General features: G+C 56.5%; 15 protein-coding genes. 8 read left to right on the top strand and 7 right to left on the bottom strand.

The annotated features are described in order from the left end of the window. Positions 1 to 46: 46 nt before the first annotated feature. Positions 47 to 448: a DUF2177 family protein gene (locus N018_RS06430; protein WP_024643701.1), complete on the bottom strand. Its 402-nt coding sequence runs from the start codon at positions 446 to 448 to the stop codon at positions 47 to 49. A 135-nt stretch (positions 449 to 583) separates the two neighbouring features. Here N018_RS06430 and N018_RS06425 point away from each other — a divergent pair, with 135 nt between their 5' ends. Then, positions 584 to 1,216 carry a DsbA family oxidoreductase gene (locus tag N018_RS06425; protein ID WP_024643700.1) on the top strand — a complete coding sequence of 211 codons (633 nt, stop codon included), beginning with the start codon at positions 584 to 586 and terminating at the stop codon, positions 1,214 to 1,216. A 54-nt stretch (positions 1,217 to 1,270) separates the two neighbouring features. Here N018_RS06425 and N018_RS06420 read toward each other — a convergent pair whose 3' ends face one another. Beyond that, complete coding sequence (locus N018_RS06420; protein WP_024643699.1) at positions 1,271 to 2,107, bottom strand: CvfB family protein; 837 nt, start codon at positions 2,105 to 2,107, stop codon at positions 1,271 to 1,273. Between the two features lie 308 nt (positions 2,108 to 2,415). On the opposite strand from N018_RS06420, the gene N018_RS06415 reads away from it, so the two are divergent. The 4 genes from N018_RS06415 to N018_RS06400 all read left to right on the top strand — a co-directional run bounded on the left by N018_RS06415 (position 2,416) and on the right by N018_RS06400 (position 5,086). Beyond that, complete coding sequence (locus tag N018_RS06415; RefSeq protein ID WP_002554403.1) at positions 2,416 to 2,604, top strand: hypothetical protein; 189 nt, start codon at positions 2,416 to 2,418, stop codon at positions 2,602 to 2,604. Positions 2,605 to 2,769: 165 nt separating this feature from the next. Continuing rightward, positions 2,770 to 3,282, top strand: coding sequence for a hypothetical protein (locus tag N018_RS06410; protein ID WP_025389134.1), 513 nt, complete (start codon positions 2,770 to 2,772; stop codon positions 3,280 to 3,282). Between the two features lie 142 nt (positions 3,283 to 3,424). Beyond that, positions 3,425 to 4,153, top strand: coding sequence for a TorF family putative porin (locus N018_RS06405; RefSeq protein ID WP_024643697.1), 729 nt, complete (start codon positions 3,425 to 3,427; stop codon positions 4,151 to 4,153). 69 nt (positions 4,154 to 4,222) lie between these two features. Continuing rightward, entirely contained in the window at positions 4,223 to 5,086 is an 864-nt protein-coding gene (locus tag N018_RS06400; protein WP_025389133.1) for a DUF6279 family lipoprotein, read from the top strand. 123 nt (positions 5,087 to 5,209) lie between these two features. Here the strand turns inward: N018_RS06400 and N018_RS06395 are convergent, their stop codons facing one another. The 4 genes from N018_RS06395 to N018_RS06380 form a co-directional block, all read right to left on the bottom strand. After that, positions 5,210 to 5,509, bottom strand: a complete 300-nt coding sequence (locus N018_RS06395) for a hypothetical protein (protein ID WP_024643695.1) — start codon at positions 5,507 to 5,509, stop codon at positions 5,210 to 5,212. A 194-nt stretch (positions 5,510 to 5,703) separates the two neighbouring features. Then, complete coding sequence (locus tag N018_RS06390) at positions 5,704 to 7,041, bottom strand: DEAD/DEAH box helicase (RefSeq protein WP_024643694.1); 1,338 nt, start codon at positions 7,039 to 7,041, stop codon at positions 5,704 to 5,706. Between the two features lie 425 nt (positions 7,042 to 7,466). Beyond that, positions 7,467 to 8,495, bottom strand: coding sequence for an alpha/beta hydrolase (locus N018_RS06385; protein ID WP_025389132.1), 1,029 nt, complete (start codon positions 8,493 to 8,495; stop codon positions 7,467 to 7,469). A 41-nt stretch (positions 8,496 to 8,536) separates the two neighbouring features. Further along, positions 8,537 to 9,757 carry an MFS transporter gene (locus N018_RS06380; protein ID WP_038401066.1) on the bottom strand — a complete coding sequence of 407 codons (1,221 nt, stop codon included), beginning with the start codon at positions 9,755 to 9,757 and terminating at the stop codon, positions 8,537 to 8,539. A gap of 106 nt (positions 9,758 to 9,863) precedes the next feature. Here N018_RS06380 and N018_RS06375 point away from each other — a divergent pair, with 106 nt between their 5' ends. After that, positions 9,864 to 10,757: a LysR family transcriptional regulator gene (locus tag N018_RS06375; RefSeq protein WP_025389131.1), complete on the top strand. Its 894-nt coding sequence runs from the start codon at positions 9,864 to 9,866 to the stop codon at positions 10,755 to 10,757. Positions 10,758 to 10,772: 15 nt separating this feature from the next. On the opposite strand, the gene N018_RS06370 is transcribed toward N018_RS06375, so the two are convergent. Then, positions 10,773 to 11,885 (bottom strand): XAC2610-related protein, encoded by a 1,113-nt coding sequence (locus tag N018_RS06370; protein ID WP_025389130.1) that lies wholly within the window; start codon positions 11,883 to 11,885, stop codon positions 10,773 to 10,775. Between the two features lie 156 nt (positions 11,886 to 12,041). On the opposite strand from N018_RS06370, the gene N018_RS06365 reads away from it, so the two are divergent. Further along, positions 12,042 to 13,346: a mechanosensitive ion channel family protein gene (locus N018_RS06365; protein WP_080274795.1), complete on the top strand. Its 1,305-nt coding sequence runs from the start codon at positions 12,042 to 12,044 to the stop codon at positions 13,344 to 13,346. A gap of 714 nt (positions 13,347 to 14,060) precedes the next feature. Continuing rightward, positions 14,061 to 15,233 carry an ABC-three component system protein gene (locus tag N018_RS06360; RefSeq protein ID WP_025389128.1) on the top strand — a complete coding sequence of 391 codons (1,173 nt, stop codon included), beginning with the start codon at positions 14,061 to 14,063 and terminating at the stop codon, positions 15,231 to 15,233. Positions 15,234 to 15,245: the final 12 nt, after the last annotated feature.

The following is a 15,245-nucleotide window of genomic DNA, read 5'->3' as shown; positions in this document are numbered from 1 at the left end:
GACCGCGGCTTTCAACGCTGCAAGCGTCGTCATTGCCCGATAGCCATCACGTAAAGCGTCGCACCGCCAGATACCCCGCCGTCCCCGCCAACGCCGATACCACTGTGCCCCAGGCCAGGTCCACCAGCGCCAGCTGCGCAGGCCAGCCCTGAAGTGTGGCCCAGTTGGTCAAATCATAAGTACCGTAGGCGACCAGCCCCAGCAGGCCGCTGTAGAGCGTCGCCCTGCCCAGGCGTTGCTCGCGAACCGCAGGCATCACGCCGAATATCACTACGCCTGCCCCATAGAGCAGGTAGAACGCTACCGCGGGGCCCAACACCGGTGTGGCGAGCATCAGAGGCCCCAACCATTCCCGGTAGGTCGGCCCCATGATCACACCCAGCCAGAGACCATCAAGGATCAGAAACGCCAGCAATGTGGCGAAGTAAGCCGCGAGATATTTTTTCATGGGGGAGTCCTTGAGCAGAATGAGAAGCCTGGATAACGATAGGACCGACCCACGATGACAATCGATCCTTCGAATGTCAGGACTTTTAAGCGCTTACAGGAGTCAGTGTTAACTAGCGTTAAGGAGTTTTATTCAATGAGCACTGTTGCCCCTTTGAAAATCGATGTCTGGAGCGACTATGTCTGCCCATTCTGCTACTTGCAGTTATCCGTTCTGGAGCAGCTCGGCCAGACTTACGGCGAGCGGCTCGAATTCAATTGGCACGCGTTTGAATTGCGCCCCGATCCGCTGACCGCCCTCGATCCAAATGCCGATTACCTGCGCGAGACCTGGTCACGCTCGGTATTACCGATGGCTGACCGACGTCAGATCGTGATGAAGATGCCGACCGTCCAGCCACGCAGCCGCAAGGTGCTGGAGGCTGCAGCATTCGCCAGAGAGATGGGCAGCTTCGATGCGTTTCACAAGGAAGCCTTCAAGGCGTTTTTCGAGAAAGGCCTGGATGTAGGCGAGGTACATACGCTGCTGGGACTGGCCAACACCACAGGCCTGGATCAACACGCACTTGAGCGTGCGCTTGCTTCCAGTGACTACGAAGCCCAAGTGCTCGCAGATCAGCAACTGGCACAGACGCTGGGGCTAAGGGCCGTGCCGGTCGTGCTGCTGCGACGCGGCAACGAGTCGCTGGAACAGGCCAGGGTGTTCAGCGGCACGTTGCCGTTAGAACGCCTGAGCCGGGAAATCGACGCGCTTGCCGACTGGGCCTGAGGTGCATCGCCTGCACACTCAGGTCTGCCAGGTCTGCGGGCTGGTAACGCTTGATCAGACCAGATCGATGCGGTCGGCGTGAATCACGATCAGCCCTTGTTTGTACAACGCACCAATGGCCTTTTTGAAGTTGCCTTTGCTGACGCCGAACAGACCGCTGATCACCTGCGGATCGCTCTTGTCGTTGACCGGCAGCGTGCCGTTGTTGTCACGTAGTTTGGAGAGAATCTTCGAATTCAGGCTGCTGGCGGCTTCCGCACCGACCGGTTGCAGGCTCAGGCTGATATTGCCATCGGCACGGATTTCCTTGATGAAGCCTTTTTCCTGCTTGCCGGCACGCATGAACTTGAACACTTCGTTCTTGTGAATCAGGCCCCAGTGCTTGTTGTTGATAATGGCCTTGAAGCCCATGTCGGTCGCTTCCGCCACCAGCAGATCAACTTCCTGCCCGACGCTGTAGTTGGCCGGGGTTTTGTCCAGATAACGGTCAAGGCGCGCAGTAGCCGTGATGCGGCGCGTGTGCTTGTCGAGATAGACATGCACCACGCAATACTCGCCAGCTTGCAAGGTGCGCTTCTCTTCGGAGTACGGCAGCAGCAGATCCTTGGGCAGCCCCCAGTCGAGGAACACCCCGATGCTGTTGACTTCGACCACCTTGAGGCTGGCGAACTCGCCGACCTGAACCTTGGGTTTTTCGGTGGTGGCGATCAGCTTGTCTTCGCTGTCCAGATAGATAAAGACGTTGAGCCAGTCTTCATCTTCGGTCGGAACATCCTTGGGGATGTAGCGATTGGGCAGAAGAATTTCGCCGTCCTGCGTACCGTCCAGATACAGACCGAAGTGAGTGTGCTTGACGATTTGCAAGCTGTTGTAGCGCCCGATTAAAGCCATTTCCAGATACCCTCATTACGTGGGCGGCATTCTACCCGACTTTGAGTTCATGTTCGCGATGCGCTGCCACGGCCGCAGGCAAGTCTTCCGCTCGTCAGTTTCCCTGGCAGGCCACGTCAGCCTGCGGCACATGCCACGAGGGATGCGCGGGTGAATCTTTTTATTAAAAACATATATTTAGCCAGGCCATAGCCGTACAACTGCGGCTTGTGACGCTTTTATATGTCGCTCGACAGCCACTATATTTGCCAAGCAGGATTCAGGCATTTCCTGTATTCTGGCTGGCCGTATTACGTTTATGAAGGTAAATGGCAGCCATGCGTATCAAAGCATCCCACTCGAAAGCCAAACCCGCCCCAGCCGTTGAGACGAGCGACTCGATCAACGCGCAGATCGCGGCTTTCCTGAAATCCGGCGGCGAAATTCAGCAAATTGCCAAAGGCGTGAGTGGCCAGACTTTCGCACCGTCCAAACAGATCAATCTGGGTAAAAAGTAACACCGCATTCGCCAGTCGATCTCTACGCGTCTTGCCGCCAAGGCGCTAGATTGACGATCCTTCGCTGGATATTCTTCCGGTCTCGCTGCTACTCTCTTCTCTGATATCACATTGACCATGAGCAGGATCACGCTCTGGACGCTGTCTCATTTGCGGAATGCTCGAATGAAGAACTGGATGCTTTTCGGCGCACTTGTCTATCTCGGTGGTTGCGCATCGCACCACTGCGAAAATCCCAATGACAGCCAGCTGACCGACAGCCCTTGCCGGGCCGGGCATCTGCTGTATCAAAACGACATGCTCCAGGCCAAATTGCTGATCAGCGAAGACAACCGCGAAAATTACGAACTGGCTGAAGCTATCCTGCGCCGCGCCGGCATCGATGATGCGTCGGGCGAAGCCGAGTTCTATCAGGCCGTACTGCTGATCCGCCAGCAAGCCGATCACAAACAGATCGTCGACCTGCTGCAAACCGCAGCAAAGCACAAGCATCCGCTGGCCATCGCCCTGCTCTCCCAGCAGTTGAGCATCAGCGACCCGACCTTGTCCGAGCACTACCGCTCCGAGTACGCCGAACTGGATGTCGCCAAGAGTGGTTATCCGTCGTTCGAGCAGGCTCTGGTGGTCATTCGCGGGCTGGTCATTCCGTCCGCCAATGTGGCCGCTGTTAACCGATAGACCTGCGGATCGACGAACGGTCCGACCGGACAGTATTTCACCGGTATCCTTACAGCGCTCTAGCACGCGGCTTGTGTCGGCTCCCCAGCCATTTTCGATACGCCATTTCTGACCACACTCCTCGCAGATCAAGGAGTGAGCCATGCTCAGCCATCGCTTACGGGTGCTGTCTTTCAGCGCACTGATTTTCTGTCAAACCGTTTCTGCCCAGGTCATGGAGCGGGATTTGGGTCAATTCGACCTGAAACTTGCCACGACGCCCACGCGCAGCATGGCGCAGGGGCTGGTAACGCCTAGCGGCAGCTCGGACTCGTTCCATGGCGGGCTGGACCTGACCCACGCAAGCGGCTTTTACTTCGGCCAGTGGACGCCCAACATGGGTTTGAACTCCGACAACGGTATGGAGCTTGACTCGTACATGGGCTTCAAAAAGCCCTTCGACAACACCCTGGGCTACGAGCTGGGCATGATCCGCTACAGCTACCCGGACACCGATCAGATCGACAGCCACGAGTTTTACGCCGGACTGCGCATGCTCAACAGCCGCGTCGGCGCAGCCTTCAGCAACGACGTTGGCAGCCGCGACAGCACTGTATTTGTGGACTTGGGGGCTATCGAGCAATTGGGCGTTGGCGTGCGCATGCAGTACGCCAATCATCAATTCGACATTCCGCAGGCGTCTACCGATGGCAGCCTGATCAGCGGTTTCAATGACTGGTCACTGAATCTCTCACGCCCCTGGCTGGGCATCGACATGAACCTTATCTACAGCGGCTCCAGCCTGAGTGGCGGCGATTGCAGTGTTTACAGTGGTCACAACGCGCGATGCGAAGGCACCTTCACGCTGAAAGCCGTGCGTGCATTCTTCTGACACATTATCCGGGTTGAACTGCTAGCCATTACACTCCTCTACTGCACGTCAGTACGCCAAGGAGTTGTCATGCCGTCTCTTTTCAAAGGTTTCATTACCCTGTTGATGACCGTCTCACTGCTTGCCGGATGCAATCAGGTGGGCTTGGCGTATCGTAACCTCGACGTGATCATTCCATGGACGCTCAGCGACTATCTGGACATGAATTCGCAACAGAAGGGCTGGCTGGATACTCGCCTCAAAGAGCATTTGAGCTGGCATTGCAGTACCCAGCTGCCGAGCTATCTGGCCTGGCTGGACAAGCTGGAGGCCATGGTCAAGAACGATCAGGTGACCTACGAGGGACTTGAGGCCCGCACCCGTGAGGCCAAAGAGGCGATCTCGACGATTTCCCGGGAGATCACGCCGTCTGCCGTCGAACTGCTATCGCGCTTTGACGACAAGCAGGTGCAGGAGATGCAGGAGTCGTTTGCCAAGGATCAGCGCAAGCGCGAGAACAAATACCTCGACCAGCCGCTGGAGCGCCAGATTGCCGAGCGCGCCGACCGCATGGAAAAACGCCTGACGCCGTGGATAGGCAAGCTGAATCAGGCGCAAAAGGATCGCATCCAGACCTGGTCCGCTTCGCTCGGCGAGCAGAACAAGGCCTGGATAGAAAACCGCACACGCTGGCAGAACCTGTTTCTCGCCACCGTGCAGCAGCGTCAGTCCAGCGACTTTCCGCAGCGTATTGCCGCCTTGTTACAAGACCGCGAAACGTTCTGGACGCCGGAATACCGCAAGGCCTACGACCAGACCGAGAAGGCGGCGATCTCACTGATCGTCGACGTCACTGCCATGAGCACCCCGGAACAACGCACCCGCTTGCTGAACCGGATTGCTGATATGCGCAAGGACTTCACTGAACTGGACTGCCTGAAGTCGCAACAGTAATAGCGCGCAAGACGCTCATCGTTATCGGCAAGACTCGTGGAAGCGAGAGTGTCCAGCCTTACGGTTATCGCTCCCACGCTCCGCATGCTAGCGCCGTACTGGACGCTCCGCGTCCTGTCTGTTTCAGGCGATCTGAGGCTTGGAAGCGATTATGTCGAACGTCGCCGGGTCGAGCGGATCATCGTGTTCATTCAAGACCTGAAGCGGATGGGCGTTATCAGGGATAGCGCTGTCGATAAGAGCCAGCAGGCTTGCGCCGCGTTTGGTAAGAATATAGGTCGAACCATTGCCGCCCTCTTCGACCGAACGCGGCTCGATGAACCCGCGATTCAGCAATGTTTCGAATTCAGTGGATGTCGATTGAGTGCCGTCGTTCTGAACGTCGTGCAGCAGGCTCTCGATAAGGTCCCAGTTGTAAGTCATTTTTCTAAACCTCCGTCCAGCATGGATTGATCGCCCATGACATCCAGCCACAGGCATACGACTCAGAAAATGTGACCTGCGGGGTTTATGACGGTTCAGAGAAGCTGCTGGAAGGTATAACAGGCGGTTGTCTGCAAGAAGGCAAACAGGGGAGAAGCTGACCGCTCCCGCCTGCGCGGGAACGGTCACGGCAATCACTCAGCGGCGGGTGCCGGGGTGCTGCGTTTTTTCAGCGGTGCCATGCCGTCCTGGCTGACCAGGTCAGACTTGGGACGGTTGGCTGTCTTGCGCTTGGTCGGACCTTTGGCGGCGACTTTTTTCTTGTCACCCTTCACGTCGGTCTTTTTCTTCTTGACGCCGACCGCCTTGCCTGACGCCTTGACCTTTTTAGGGCCGCCGTAAGTGCCTTTGACTTCCTTGATGACGCGGCGCTCGAAGCTCTGCTTGAGGTAGCGCTCGATGCTCGACATCAGGTTCCAGTCACCGTGGCAGATCAGCGAGATCGCCAGACCGTCACTGCCTGCACGACCGGTCCGGCCGACGCGGTGAACATAGTCGTCGCCGCTGCGTGGCATGTCGAAGTTGATCACCATATCCAGGCCTTCGACATCAAGACCGCGTGCCGCCACATCGGTGGCGACCATGATCTTCGCGCCGCCCTGCTTCAGACGATCAATGGCCGCCTTGCGGTCCTTCTGATCCTTGTCGCCATGCAGCACGAACGCCTTGTATTCCAGCGCCACCAGACGACCGTACAGACGATCAGCCATCGCCTTGGTGTTGGTGAAGATAATGGCTTTCTGGTAAGTCTCGTTCGACAGCAGCCAGTTCAGGACCTGCTCTTTATGAACGTTGTGGTCGGCAGTGATGATCTGGTGGCGTGTGCCGGAAGCCAGTTCGCTGACGTTGTTGACTTGCAGATGCTGTGGGTCCCTGAGCACCTTGCCGATCATTTCACGCAGACCGGCACCGCCGGTGGTCGCGGAGAACAGCATGGTCTGCTCACGCCCGGCGCACTCGCCCGCCAGACGCTCGACGTCTTCGGAGAAGCCCATGTCCAGCATGCGGTCGGCTTCGTCCAGTACCAGCACTTCAACGTGCTTGAGGTCCAGATTGCCCGCGTTGAGCTGTTCCAGCAGACGACCCGGCGTACCGATGAGGATATCCGGCACCTTGCGCAGCATGGCCGCCTGAGCCTTGAAGTCTTCGCCGCCAGTCACCAGACCGGCCTTGACGAACGTGAACTGGGAGAACCGCTCGACTTCCTTGAGGGTCTGTTGCGCCAGCTCGCGGGTCGGCAGCAGGATCACCGCGCGGATATCGACGCGAACCTTGGCAGGACCGATCAGGCGGTTGAGGATCGGCAGTACAAATGCCGCAGTCTTGCCGCTACCGGTTTGCGCAGTCACCCGCAGGTCGCGCCCTTGCAAAGCCAACGGGATGGCGGCCGACTGCACAGGCGTAGGCTCGACAAATTTAAGCTCGGCCACAGCTTTAAGCAGGCGTTCGTGCAGGGCGAATTCGGAAAACACGGGTGCTACCTCGACGAAAAACAAAAATACAGCTGCATAGCCTAACGGTTTCGAGCGCCGGGGCCGAGTTTCTTTACTACAAACCGGCTATTTTGTTTGTCAGCGAAGCCATTACGGCCTTTCCGGACAGCGCTGACCGACGCTGGCGACCGGACAGGCGCCCGGCTTAGAGGCATGACCTGAAAGGCTGGCCTCACACGAACATTAGCGCGTTATTGACTGGGCAAAACCATGTCCACAGTGACATGGAGCGCTCCGGGCAAGCCCGTGATCGAGAATAGGTACTCACACGCCTGAGGTTATCGGCCTGCCTGGGTTTCAGGCAACCCGGCGCTATCGCCGTCAGGTTTGAAGTCGCCAATGACTGATTACGCAAAAGGCGCTGCAATTGCAGGGCCTTTTGCCGTGTATTGATTGCCGGCGTGTTACTTCAGGTTGTTCTTGAAAAACTCACTCAGTTTCTCGAACGGGATGAGATCGACCCGATCATACAAATCCACATGTCCGGCCTCCGGCACGATGATCAATTGCTTGGGCTGGCCGGCCAGTTTGTACGCTTCCTCGCTGAACTCCAGAGAGTGCGCCTTTGAACCGGCGATGAACAACATAGGGCGTGGCGAGATGGTCGCGATGTCGTTGAACGGATAGAAGTTCATGAACTTGATGTTGCTGGTCAGCGTCGGATGAGTGGTCAACTCGGGCGACTGGCCTTCGGGCGTGAACTCGCCACGTGGCGTGCGGTAAAAGTCGTAGAACTCGCGTTCGATCGGCCCGGATTTTTCGGTCAACTTGTGCACGGTGCCGCTGGTGTAAGCGGTGTCGCCGCCGCTGAATTCCACATCACGCTGCAGTGCAGCCTGCTCGATGGTCTTCTTGCGTTGCGCCAGGCTTTGCGAATGCTTCAGGCCGTTGCGGTTGGCGGCGCCCATGTCATACATGCTGACAGTGGCGATGGCTTTCATGCGCGGATCGATCTTGGCGGCACTGATGACAAAACTGCCGCTGCCGCAGATGCCCACAACACCAATGCGGTTCTTGTCCACAAATGTCTGGGTGCCGAGGAAGTCTACTGCGGCGCTGAAGTCTTCGGCGTAGAGATCGGGTGAAACGGCGTTACGCGGCTGCCCTTCGCTCTCGCCCCAGAACGACAAGTCCAGCGACAGGGTGACGAATCCCTGCTCGGCCAGTTTCTGCGCATAGAGATTGGCGCTTTGCTCCTTCACCGCCCCCATCGGATGGCCGACGATAATTGCAGGCGCTTTGACGTTCGGGTTCGAGTCCTTGGGGATAAAGAGATTGCCCGCGACTTTCATCTTGTACTGATTGTTGAACAGTACTTTTTGCGCAAAGACCTTGCCGCTTGTGTAGAAATTATCGGCACCGTGGGACATGTCTGCTCCTATCGCAGAATATGAGCTAATTAAAAGCCCAAGCATCAAAAGAAACGTTTTCATGGAGCACTTCCTCATTGAATGATTGACCCGCGTTGTAGGGTTCAGCGATGACTTAAAGCTTCGTTGGTCGAGGGCTGAGCGTTGTGTCGGGCGGCACCGGCCAGTGCTGCTGAGCCGGCCAGCACCACGCCACCGAATGCGAACGGGCTCCACCAGCCGAGGTGGTCGAACAGCGCGCCGCCGATACCGGCTCCGGCCGTGATTGCCAATTGAATGGTCGCCACCATCAGGCCGCCACCGGCCTCCGCATCGTCGGGCAGCGTCCTGCTCAGCCACAGGCCCCAGGCGACCGGCGCTGGCGTGGCAATCAGCCCCCAGGCGGCAAGAACGATGGCAACGGCCTGAGGCGAATGGCCCAGACCGGTAAGCGCCCCAGCAAGCACCGCCATTACCAGTGGGATCGCGATCAGGCAGGCATAAAGGCGGTTTTGCAGCAGCGCGCCAATCAGGTAAGTGCCGAGCAGCCCACTGGCACCCAGCAACAGCAGCATCAGGGACAAGGCGCTGACGCTCACGCCAGTGATCTCTTCCAGAAACGGGCGCAAATAGGTGAAGACGGCGAACTGGCCCATGAACAGCAACAGGATGGCGGTCATGCCGATGGCCACCTGCGGATCGTGCAGCAGTCGAAACGGATTGCGCGCCCGGCTGTTCGGCGAGTTGCTCATCGCCGGAAGGCTCAGCCACTGCCAGACGAACGCCAGCGCCGCGAGCGGAATCACCAGAAAAAAAGCGCCACGCCAGCCGATGTATTGCCCCATGAAACTGCCCAACGGCGCAGCCACCGTGGCAGCCAAGGCGTTACCGCCATTGATCAGCGCCAGGCCCTTGGCGACAGACTCCTGTGGCACCAGCTTCATCACGGTCGCTGTCGACATCGACCAGAAGCCGCCGATGGCTACCCCAAGCAGCGCCCGACCGGTCATGAACACCCAGCCGTTGGGTGCCAGCGTGACGGTCACACCGGATACCAGTAACAGCAGGCTGAAACCGAGCAGGACTTTCTTGCGATCAATATGACCGGTCAATGGCGTATTGAGCAGGCTGGTCAGTACTGCAAAAAAACCGGACACCGAAATCGCCTGCCCTGCCTGCCCTTGACTGATGCCGAGATCCTGCGCGACAGGGGTCAGCAGGCTGACCGGCATGAACTCCGAGGCAATCAGCACCACCACACACAGCGCCATCGAGAATACGGCGCCCCAGGCCGGTGGAGGTGAGGCTGTTGTCGGCTTCACGGTAGTTGAATCGAATGCACTCATGCGTCACTGGCCTGCCGGTTATCAAAATAGTCGGCACAGGTTATGGCAAACGCATTAGGATGATTAGACGCCGCAATTTCCACGCGCTTGTGAGGAAGACTCAGCAATGAGCACGCCCAAACTCAACGACCTGCACGCTTTTCTATTGGTGGCCCGGGAGCAGAGCTTTACCAAGGCAGCCACCAAACTGGGCATCACGCCATCCGCCCTGAGCCACACGATGAGAGCGCTTGAGGAGCGCATGGGCCTGCGCCTGCTAGCGAGGACCACACGTAACGTGGCGCCGACCGAAGCGGGCGAACGACTGATGCGTTCGATAGGGCCGCTGCTGGACCAGATCACGGCAGAAGTCGAAGTATTGGGCGAACTGCGCGACAAGCCCGCCGGTACGATCCGTATCACCTGCTCCGATGACGCCGCTGATGGCATCATTCGGCCGATGCTTGCAGGGTTTCTGGCGCAGTACCCTGATATACAGATCGAGGTCTGCATCGACTACGGCTTCACCAACATTGTCAGCGAACGTTTCGATGCGGGTATCCGTCTGGGTGAATCCATCAGCAAGGACATGATTGCCGTGCGCCTCGGCCCGGACTGGCGCTTGTCAGTAGTTGGCTCTCCTGCTTACTTCGAGAAACATCCGCTGCCAGTGCAGCCGCAAGACCTGACTCAGCACACCTGCATCAACATCCGCCATTCCTCGAACGGAAGTTGCTACGCCTGGGAGTTTGAAAAAGACAGTCGCAAACTGAACATCCGGGTTAACGGGCAATTCACGTCCAACAGCATGATCCACGTCCTCAACGCTGCACTGGACGGCGTGGGCCTGGCCTACGTGCCGGACTCCATGGCCCAGCCGCACATTGCCAGCGGCCGCCTGCAAGAAGTGCTGGTCGACTGGAGTCCGTATTTTGAAGGCTTTCACTTGTACTACCCGAACCGGCGACAGGCGTCGCCGGCGTTCAGTGCGTTTGTCGAGGCGGTGAGGTATCGGGGCTAGTACCCCGCCGCCTGATTACTGCGCAGTTTTCAACGCATCAGCAACCTTGTTCAGCGAACCTTGAGCGGGCTCGGCAAGCAGTTTCAGGTCGGTGGTTTTGCCACGCACCACCACTTGCATACCTTTGGGCGAACCCTTGGCGTCGGCCACAATCCGGTAAACAGTGTCACCGCGCACGAAGCTCAATGTATGACTGGCATCGTCGTACTTCAGTTGTTCTCCCTCAGCCTGGGGGAACAACAGCCCGACCTGCTTCTTACTGTCTACGGCCGCGTAGAAGACCGGGCTTGCAGCCCCTGAACGGAACAGAACAATTCGTTTACCGGACGGCGCGAGCCTGAACGACAGAAGAATCTCCCGCTGCTCGTCTTCCTCCCAGACAATGCTGGTGGTGTGAGTCATCTTGCCATTCTGGTTGCGACTGACTGTTTCAGTCGGCAATCCCGAGCCGCCGGTATGCTCAATGACCGTCTGCGTTTCAAGAACCGGCTCTCCATTACGGACGCTGTACGTAGACACCTGGTGCCAGCAACAGCCGCTCTTGGTCATCGTGGTGATCTCGCGTTTCTTCTCATCCACGCTGAACATGCCGCAGTTGTTTTGCGCCAGTTCGGTAAACGAATCGCTGTGCCGGAAACCATCGGCCGTGCCGAGAAAGACCTGATACGAGGGGCCGTGATAACAGCTGTTCTGCCCGTCCATCAAGGCCAGATCCTTGATGCCATCGAAGTTGAAATCCTGATAGATCAGGACGCTCTGTTCGCCATAGGGCAACTCGTGCACGTTGGTTTTGACCTTGCCGGTTTTGGGGTCAGTGCCGAGCACCAGTTCATCGGACTGAACGCGGATCAAAGCCGCACCGCTGGCCTTGTCGTACACGTTGATGACGCCAGGACGAAACACATCGTCTTTGGCGGAAATATCCAACGTCGCACGGTATTTATCGGAAAAGTCCTGCAGGGCGTAGTTCTCCCGAGGGGTACTCGCGAACCCTGCTGCGTCCATTTCACCGTAGGTCGGTGACGCACCGGCGGCACTGACCAGTGTCGACGATGCCAGGCCGACCAGTACCAACAAGGCCTGCAACCCGAAACGTGATGCACAGCGTTGAACTATGGATAGGTGCAAGACGCAACTCCTTTGATAATGAGCGATGAGTTTACTTCAGCAATCGATACAATTTGAAATCGCGGCCAAACGGACACTTCCTGCTCACTGGCCGCCCCGTCCGACCCGGTAAATGTTCTAATCACGCCCCCACTTCATTCTCGGGCCTCGGGTTTCATGGATATTCAATCGCTTTGGCTTCGCGCTCAGGAACTCTGGGACATGCTCGACCAGCATCCGTGGGTACGCACCGGGCTGGCCCTGATCCTGCTGCTGACCACCGCGCTGGTACTCGGCCGTGTGGCGCGCTTTCTGGTTCTGCACGCGGTCAGGATGCTGGGCCGTCAGCCTTCCCTGCACTGGGTCAACGATTTCCGCCATAACAAGGTTTTCCACCGACTGGCGCAGATGGTGCCTTCGCTGGTCATCCAGTTCGGCCTCACGCTGGTACCCGGCCTGAGTACTGCGGGCAGGAACGTGATCGGCAATATCGCCATGGCCTTCACCATCCTGTTCATGACCCTGGCCATCGGCGCGCTGCTCAACGCCCTGCTGGACATCTACGCCCGCACCGAACACGCCCGCACCCGCTCTATCAAAGGCTACGTGCAACTGTCGAAGATGATCCTGTATGTGTTCGCCGGGATCATCATCGTCGCCACACTGATCGACCGCTCGCCGCTGTTGCTGCTGTCCGGCCTCGGTGCCATGTCGGCGGTCATCCTGTTGGTCTACAAGGACACCCTGCTGTCGTTTGTCGCCAGCGTGCAGTTGACCAGCAACGACATGCTGCGCGTCGGCGACTGGATCGAAATGCCGCAGGTGGGCGCCGATGGCGACGTGGTGGACATCACCCTGCACACCGTCAAGGTGCAGAATTTCGACAAAACCATCGTCTCCATCCCGACCTGGCGCCTGATGTCCGAGTCCTTCCGCAACTGGCGCGGCATGCAGCAATCAGGCGGACGACGCATCAAACGCAGCCTGTTCATCGACGCCAGCGGCGTGCGCTTCGTGCGCGACGATGAAGAGCAGCAACTCATGCAAATCCATTTACTCACCGACTACATCGGCCGCAAGCAGGCCGAACTCCGCGCGTGGAACGAAGCGCAAGGCAACGTCGCACAAATGTCCGCCAACCGTCGGCGCATGACCAACATCGGCACCTTTCGCGCCTACGCCCTGGCGTATGTGAAGAGCCACGTCGACATCAACCCAAACATGACCTGCATGGTCCGCCAGCTCGAACCCACCTCGCAAGGCATTCCGCTGGAAATCTACTGCTTCACCCGCACGACGGTGTGGGTGGATTACGAGCGGATACAGGGGGATATTTTCGATTATCTGATTACGGTGATGCCGGAGTTTGGGTTGAGTTTGTATCAGCAGCCTAGTGGGGCGGATATGCGGGTGGGGTTGCGGGGGGGGGGGGGGGGTCGGTTGGCACTTTATCCGCACAAAAAGGGGCGCCACATACTTTAGACAGTTAAGGCTTGGGCAAGGCAGGAGACGCGCCGTAGTGTTAGCGAATGGCTCAAAGCCAGCCGAACCTGAAACCTCCGCTTATACAAAGGGGATGCGGGTATTTTCAATATTACTCTCGCTGTCTGTGGATAAGCCCATACAGCTTAAACGCTCTGTAGGAACCCACTTACCCACAAGACCGCTGTATGCCATTTTCCACAGCTTGGCCACCAAAGACAGAGATAATGTGAGTGCCCCGGCATGCATCAAAGATCATAAATTATTCAGATAACTATCGGTACATGTATATCAATCGTTAATAATTCATAACCAAAAGCGTGTACGATCCTTTCGTCCAGCGAAGGCTGCACATATTACATTAACACCTACAATCTCGTTTCCAGCCACTCTCACACGCATTCCTTGAACGAGTGATAGAACGAACCTCCTGAATCCTAATTTTTTACACAATGGATTGTAAATAACATTGCTTATCCGACCAAAAAAGCGGGTCGGACCAAATTATCACTCTCATTTATAAGTCCAGTTAGGGCGCGCTTGGAAGCTGACCGACGAAGATAGCTAATCGCCGATGTAGCAGGGCAGGACCCCATGTACGCCCTCACCACACCAAGGCAGCAATCTGATATCATCCTTAGCGCTGACAGCACTCTCATTGGGCTACATAGCTCCTTGGACAAGCCGCGACTCGCAAAGGAATAGCAAAGAGGCATGCAAACCCAGCCATTGATCAAATCCTCAGTACCTGGGCAGTATTTCGGATTTTCGATCCAACCGACTAGACAATGCCTTCATCTGCTGCTAGCACCTGCAGGCTCACACGTCGCCCTTGAGATTTTAGATGACACTGATGTCGTTCAGCCCGACGGCGAGGTCTTAGTCGAGCAGTCTAAAAGCGGACTGGTAACTAACCCCATATCAGATTGGTCAATCGACCTCTGGAAAACCTTCGCCAACTGGATCGATACAATTGAGGCCGGCCACATTGACCTAGCTCATACCCGGTTTCACTTGTACGTGGTACAGCAGAAGCAGGGTGATATCGCAGATCTTCTAAAATTCGCGCACTCGATTGAGTATGCTCGTGAAGCCGTCGAGAAAATCAAAAAACGTGTCAAGAAAGAAAAACCAACCGGTTGCGAAAAATATTTAAAAAAATTCTTAAACTACGACCCTCATAAACTACATCAATTAATTGTCAGATTTAGCTATGACTGCGGAGACAGTGACCCAATAAAGCCAATTAAAGACATACTGCGAAATACTGTTGCCGATATATCTTTAGACGAGGTCTGCTGCACTGTCATAGGCTGGGTAAAATTACGTTCAGATGAACTGATTGGCGCACGAAAACATGCAGCCCTGGAAAAAAATTTATTCGCTGACTGGCTGTCTACCTATTGCTCGAAATTCTCCTACGAATACCTACTTACCTATACTATCCCTACTCCCGAGCACTTGGAGGTCGAAGCCAACATCAGTAAGCACCCTGTAATGATGTATCAGCTTGAACTGATCGAACAAGGCCAGAGAGAAAAGCTAAGGGCCATGGCGGATTTCATGCGATCCAAAACTGGCAAAACTCGCTGGGCAGAGGTCGGATTCATTGTCGAATCGCAGTTTGAAAATTATGTAGACGACCTGAAAAAGCTTTGGCGAAGCAACTACTTAGATATAAAGGGTTCCACATCAAAGCTTACCCATGTGGAAAAAGGCGAGTTCTTATTCTTGAGGTGCCACGCGCTCAACCCTCCGATAAATGGCAAGAGCGCACCAGACTACTTTCCCAGGGGCACCTTTCATTACTTAGCTGACAAGCAGCTTATTGGCTGGCACCCCAAATACAAAGAACTGCTAGAAAAGAAGCTTAATAGTATCTCGTAACACGAAAATCGG

Source organism: Pseudomonas syringae CC1557 (assembly GCF_000452705.1).
GTDB classification, from domain to species: domain Bacteria; phylum Pseudomonadota; class Gammaproteobacteria; order Pseudomonadales; family Pseudomonadaceae; genus Aquipseudomonas; species Aquipseudomonas syringae_F.
Note: the sequence above shows the minus strand (reverse complement) of the source record. Positions and strands in the feature narration are given on the sequence as shown.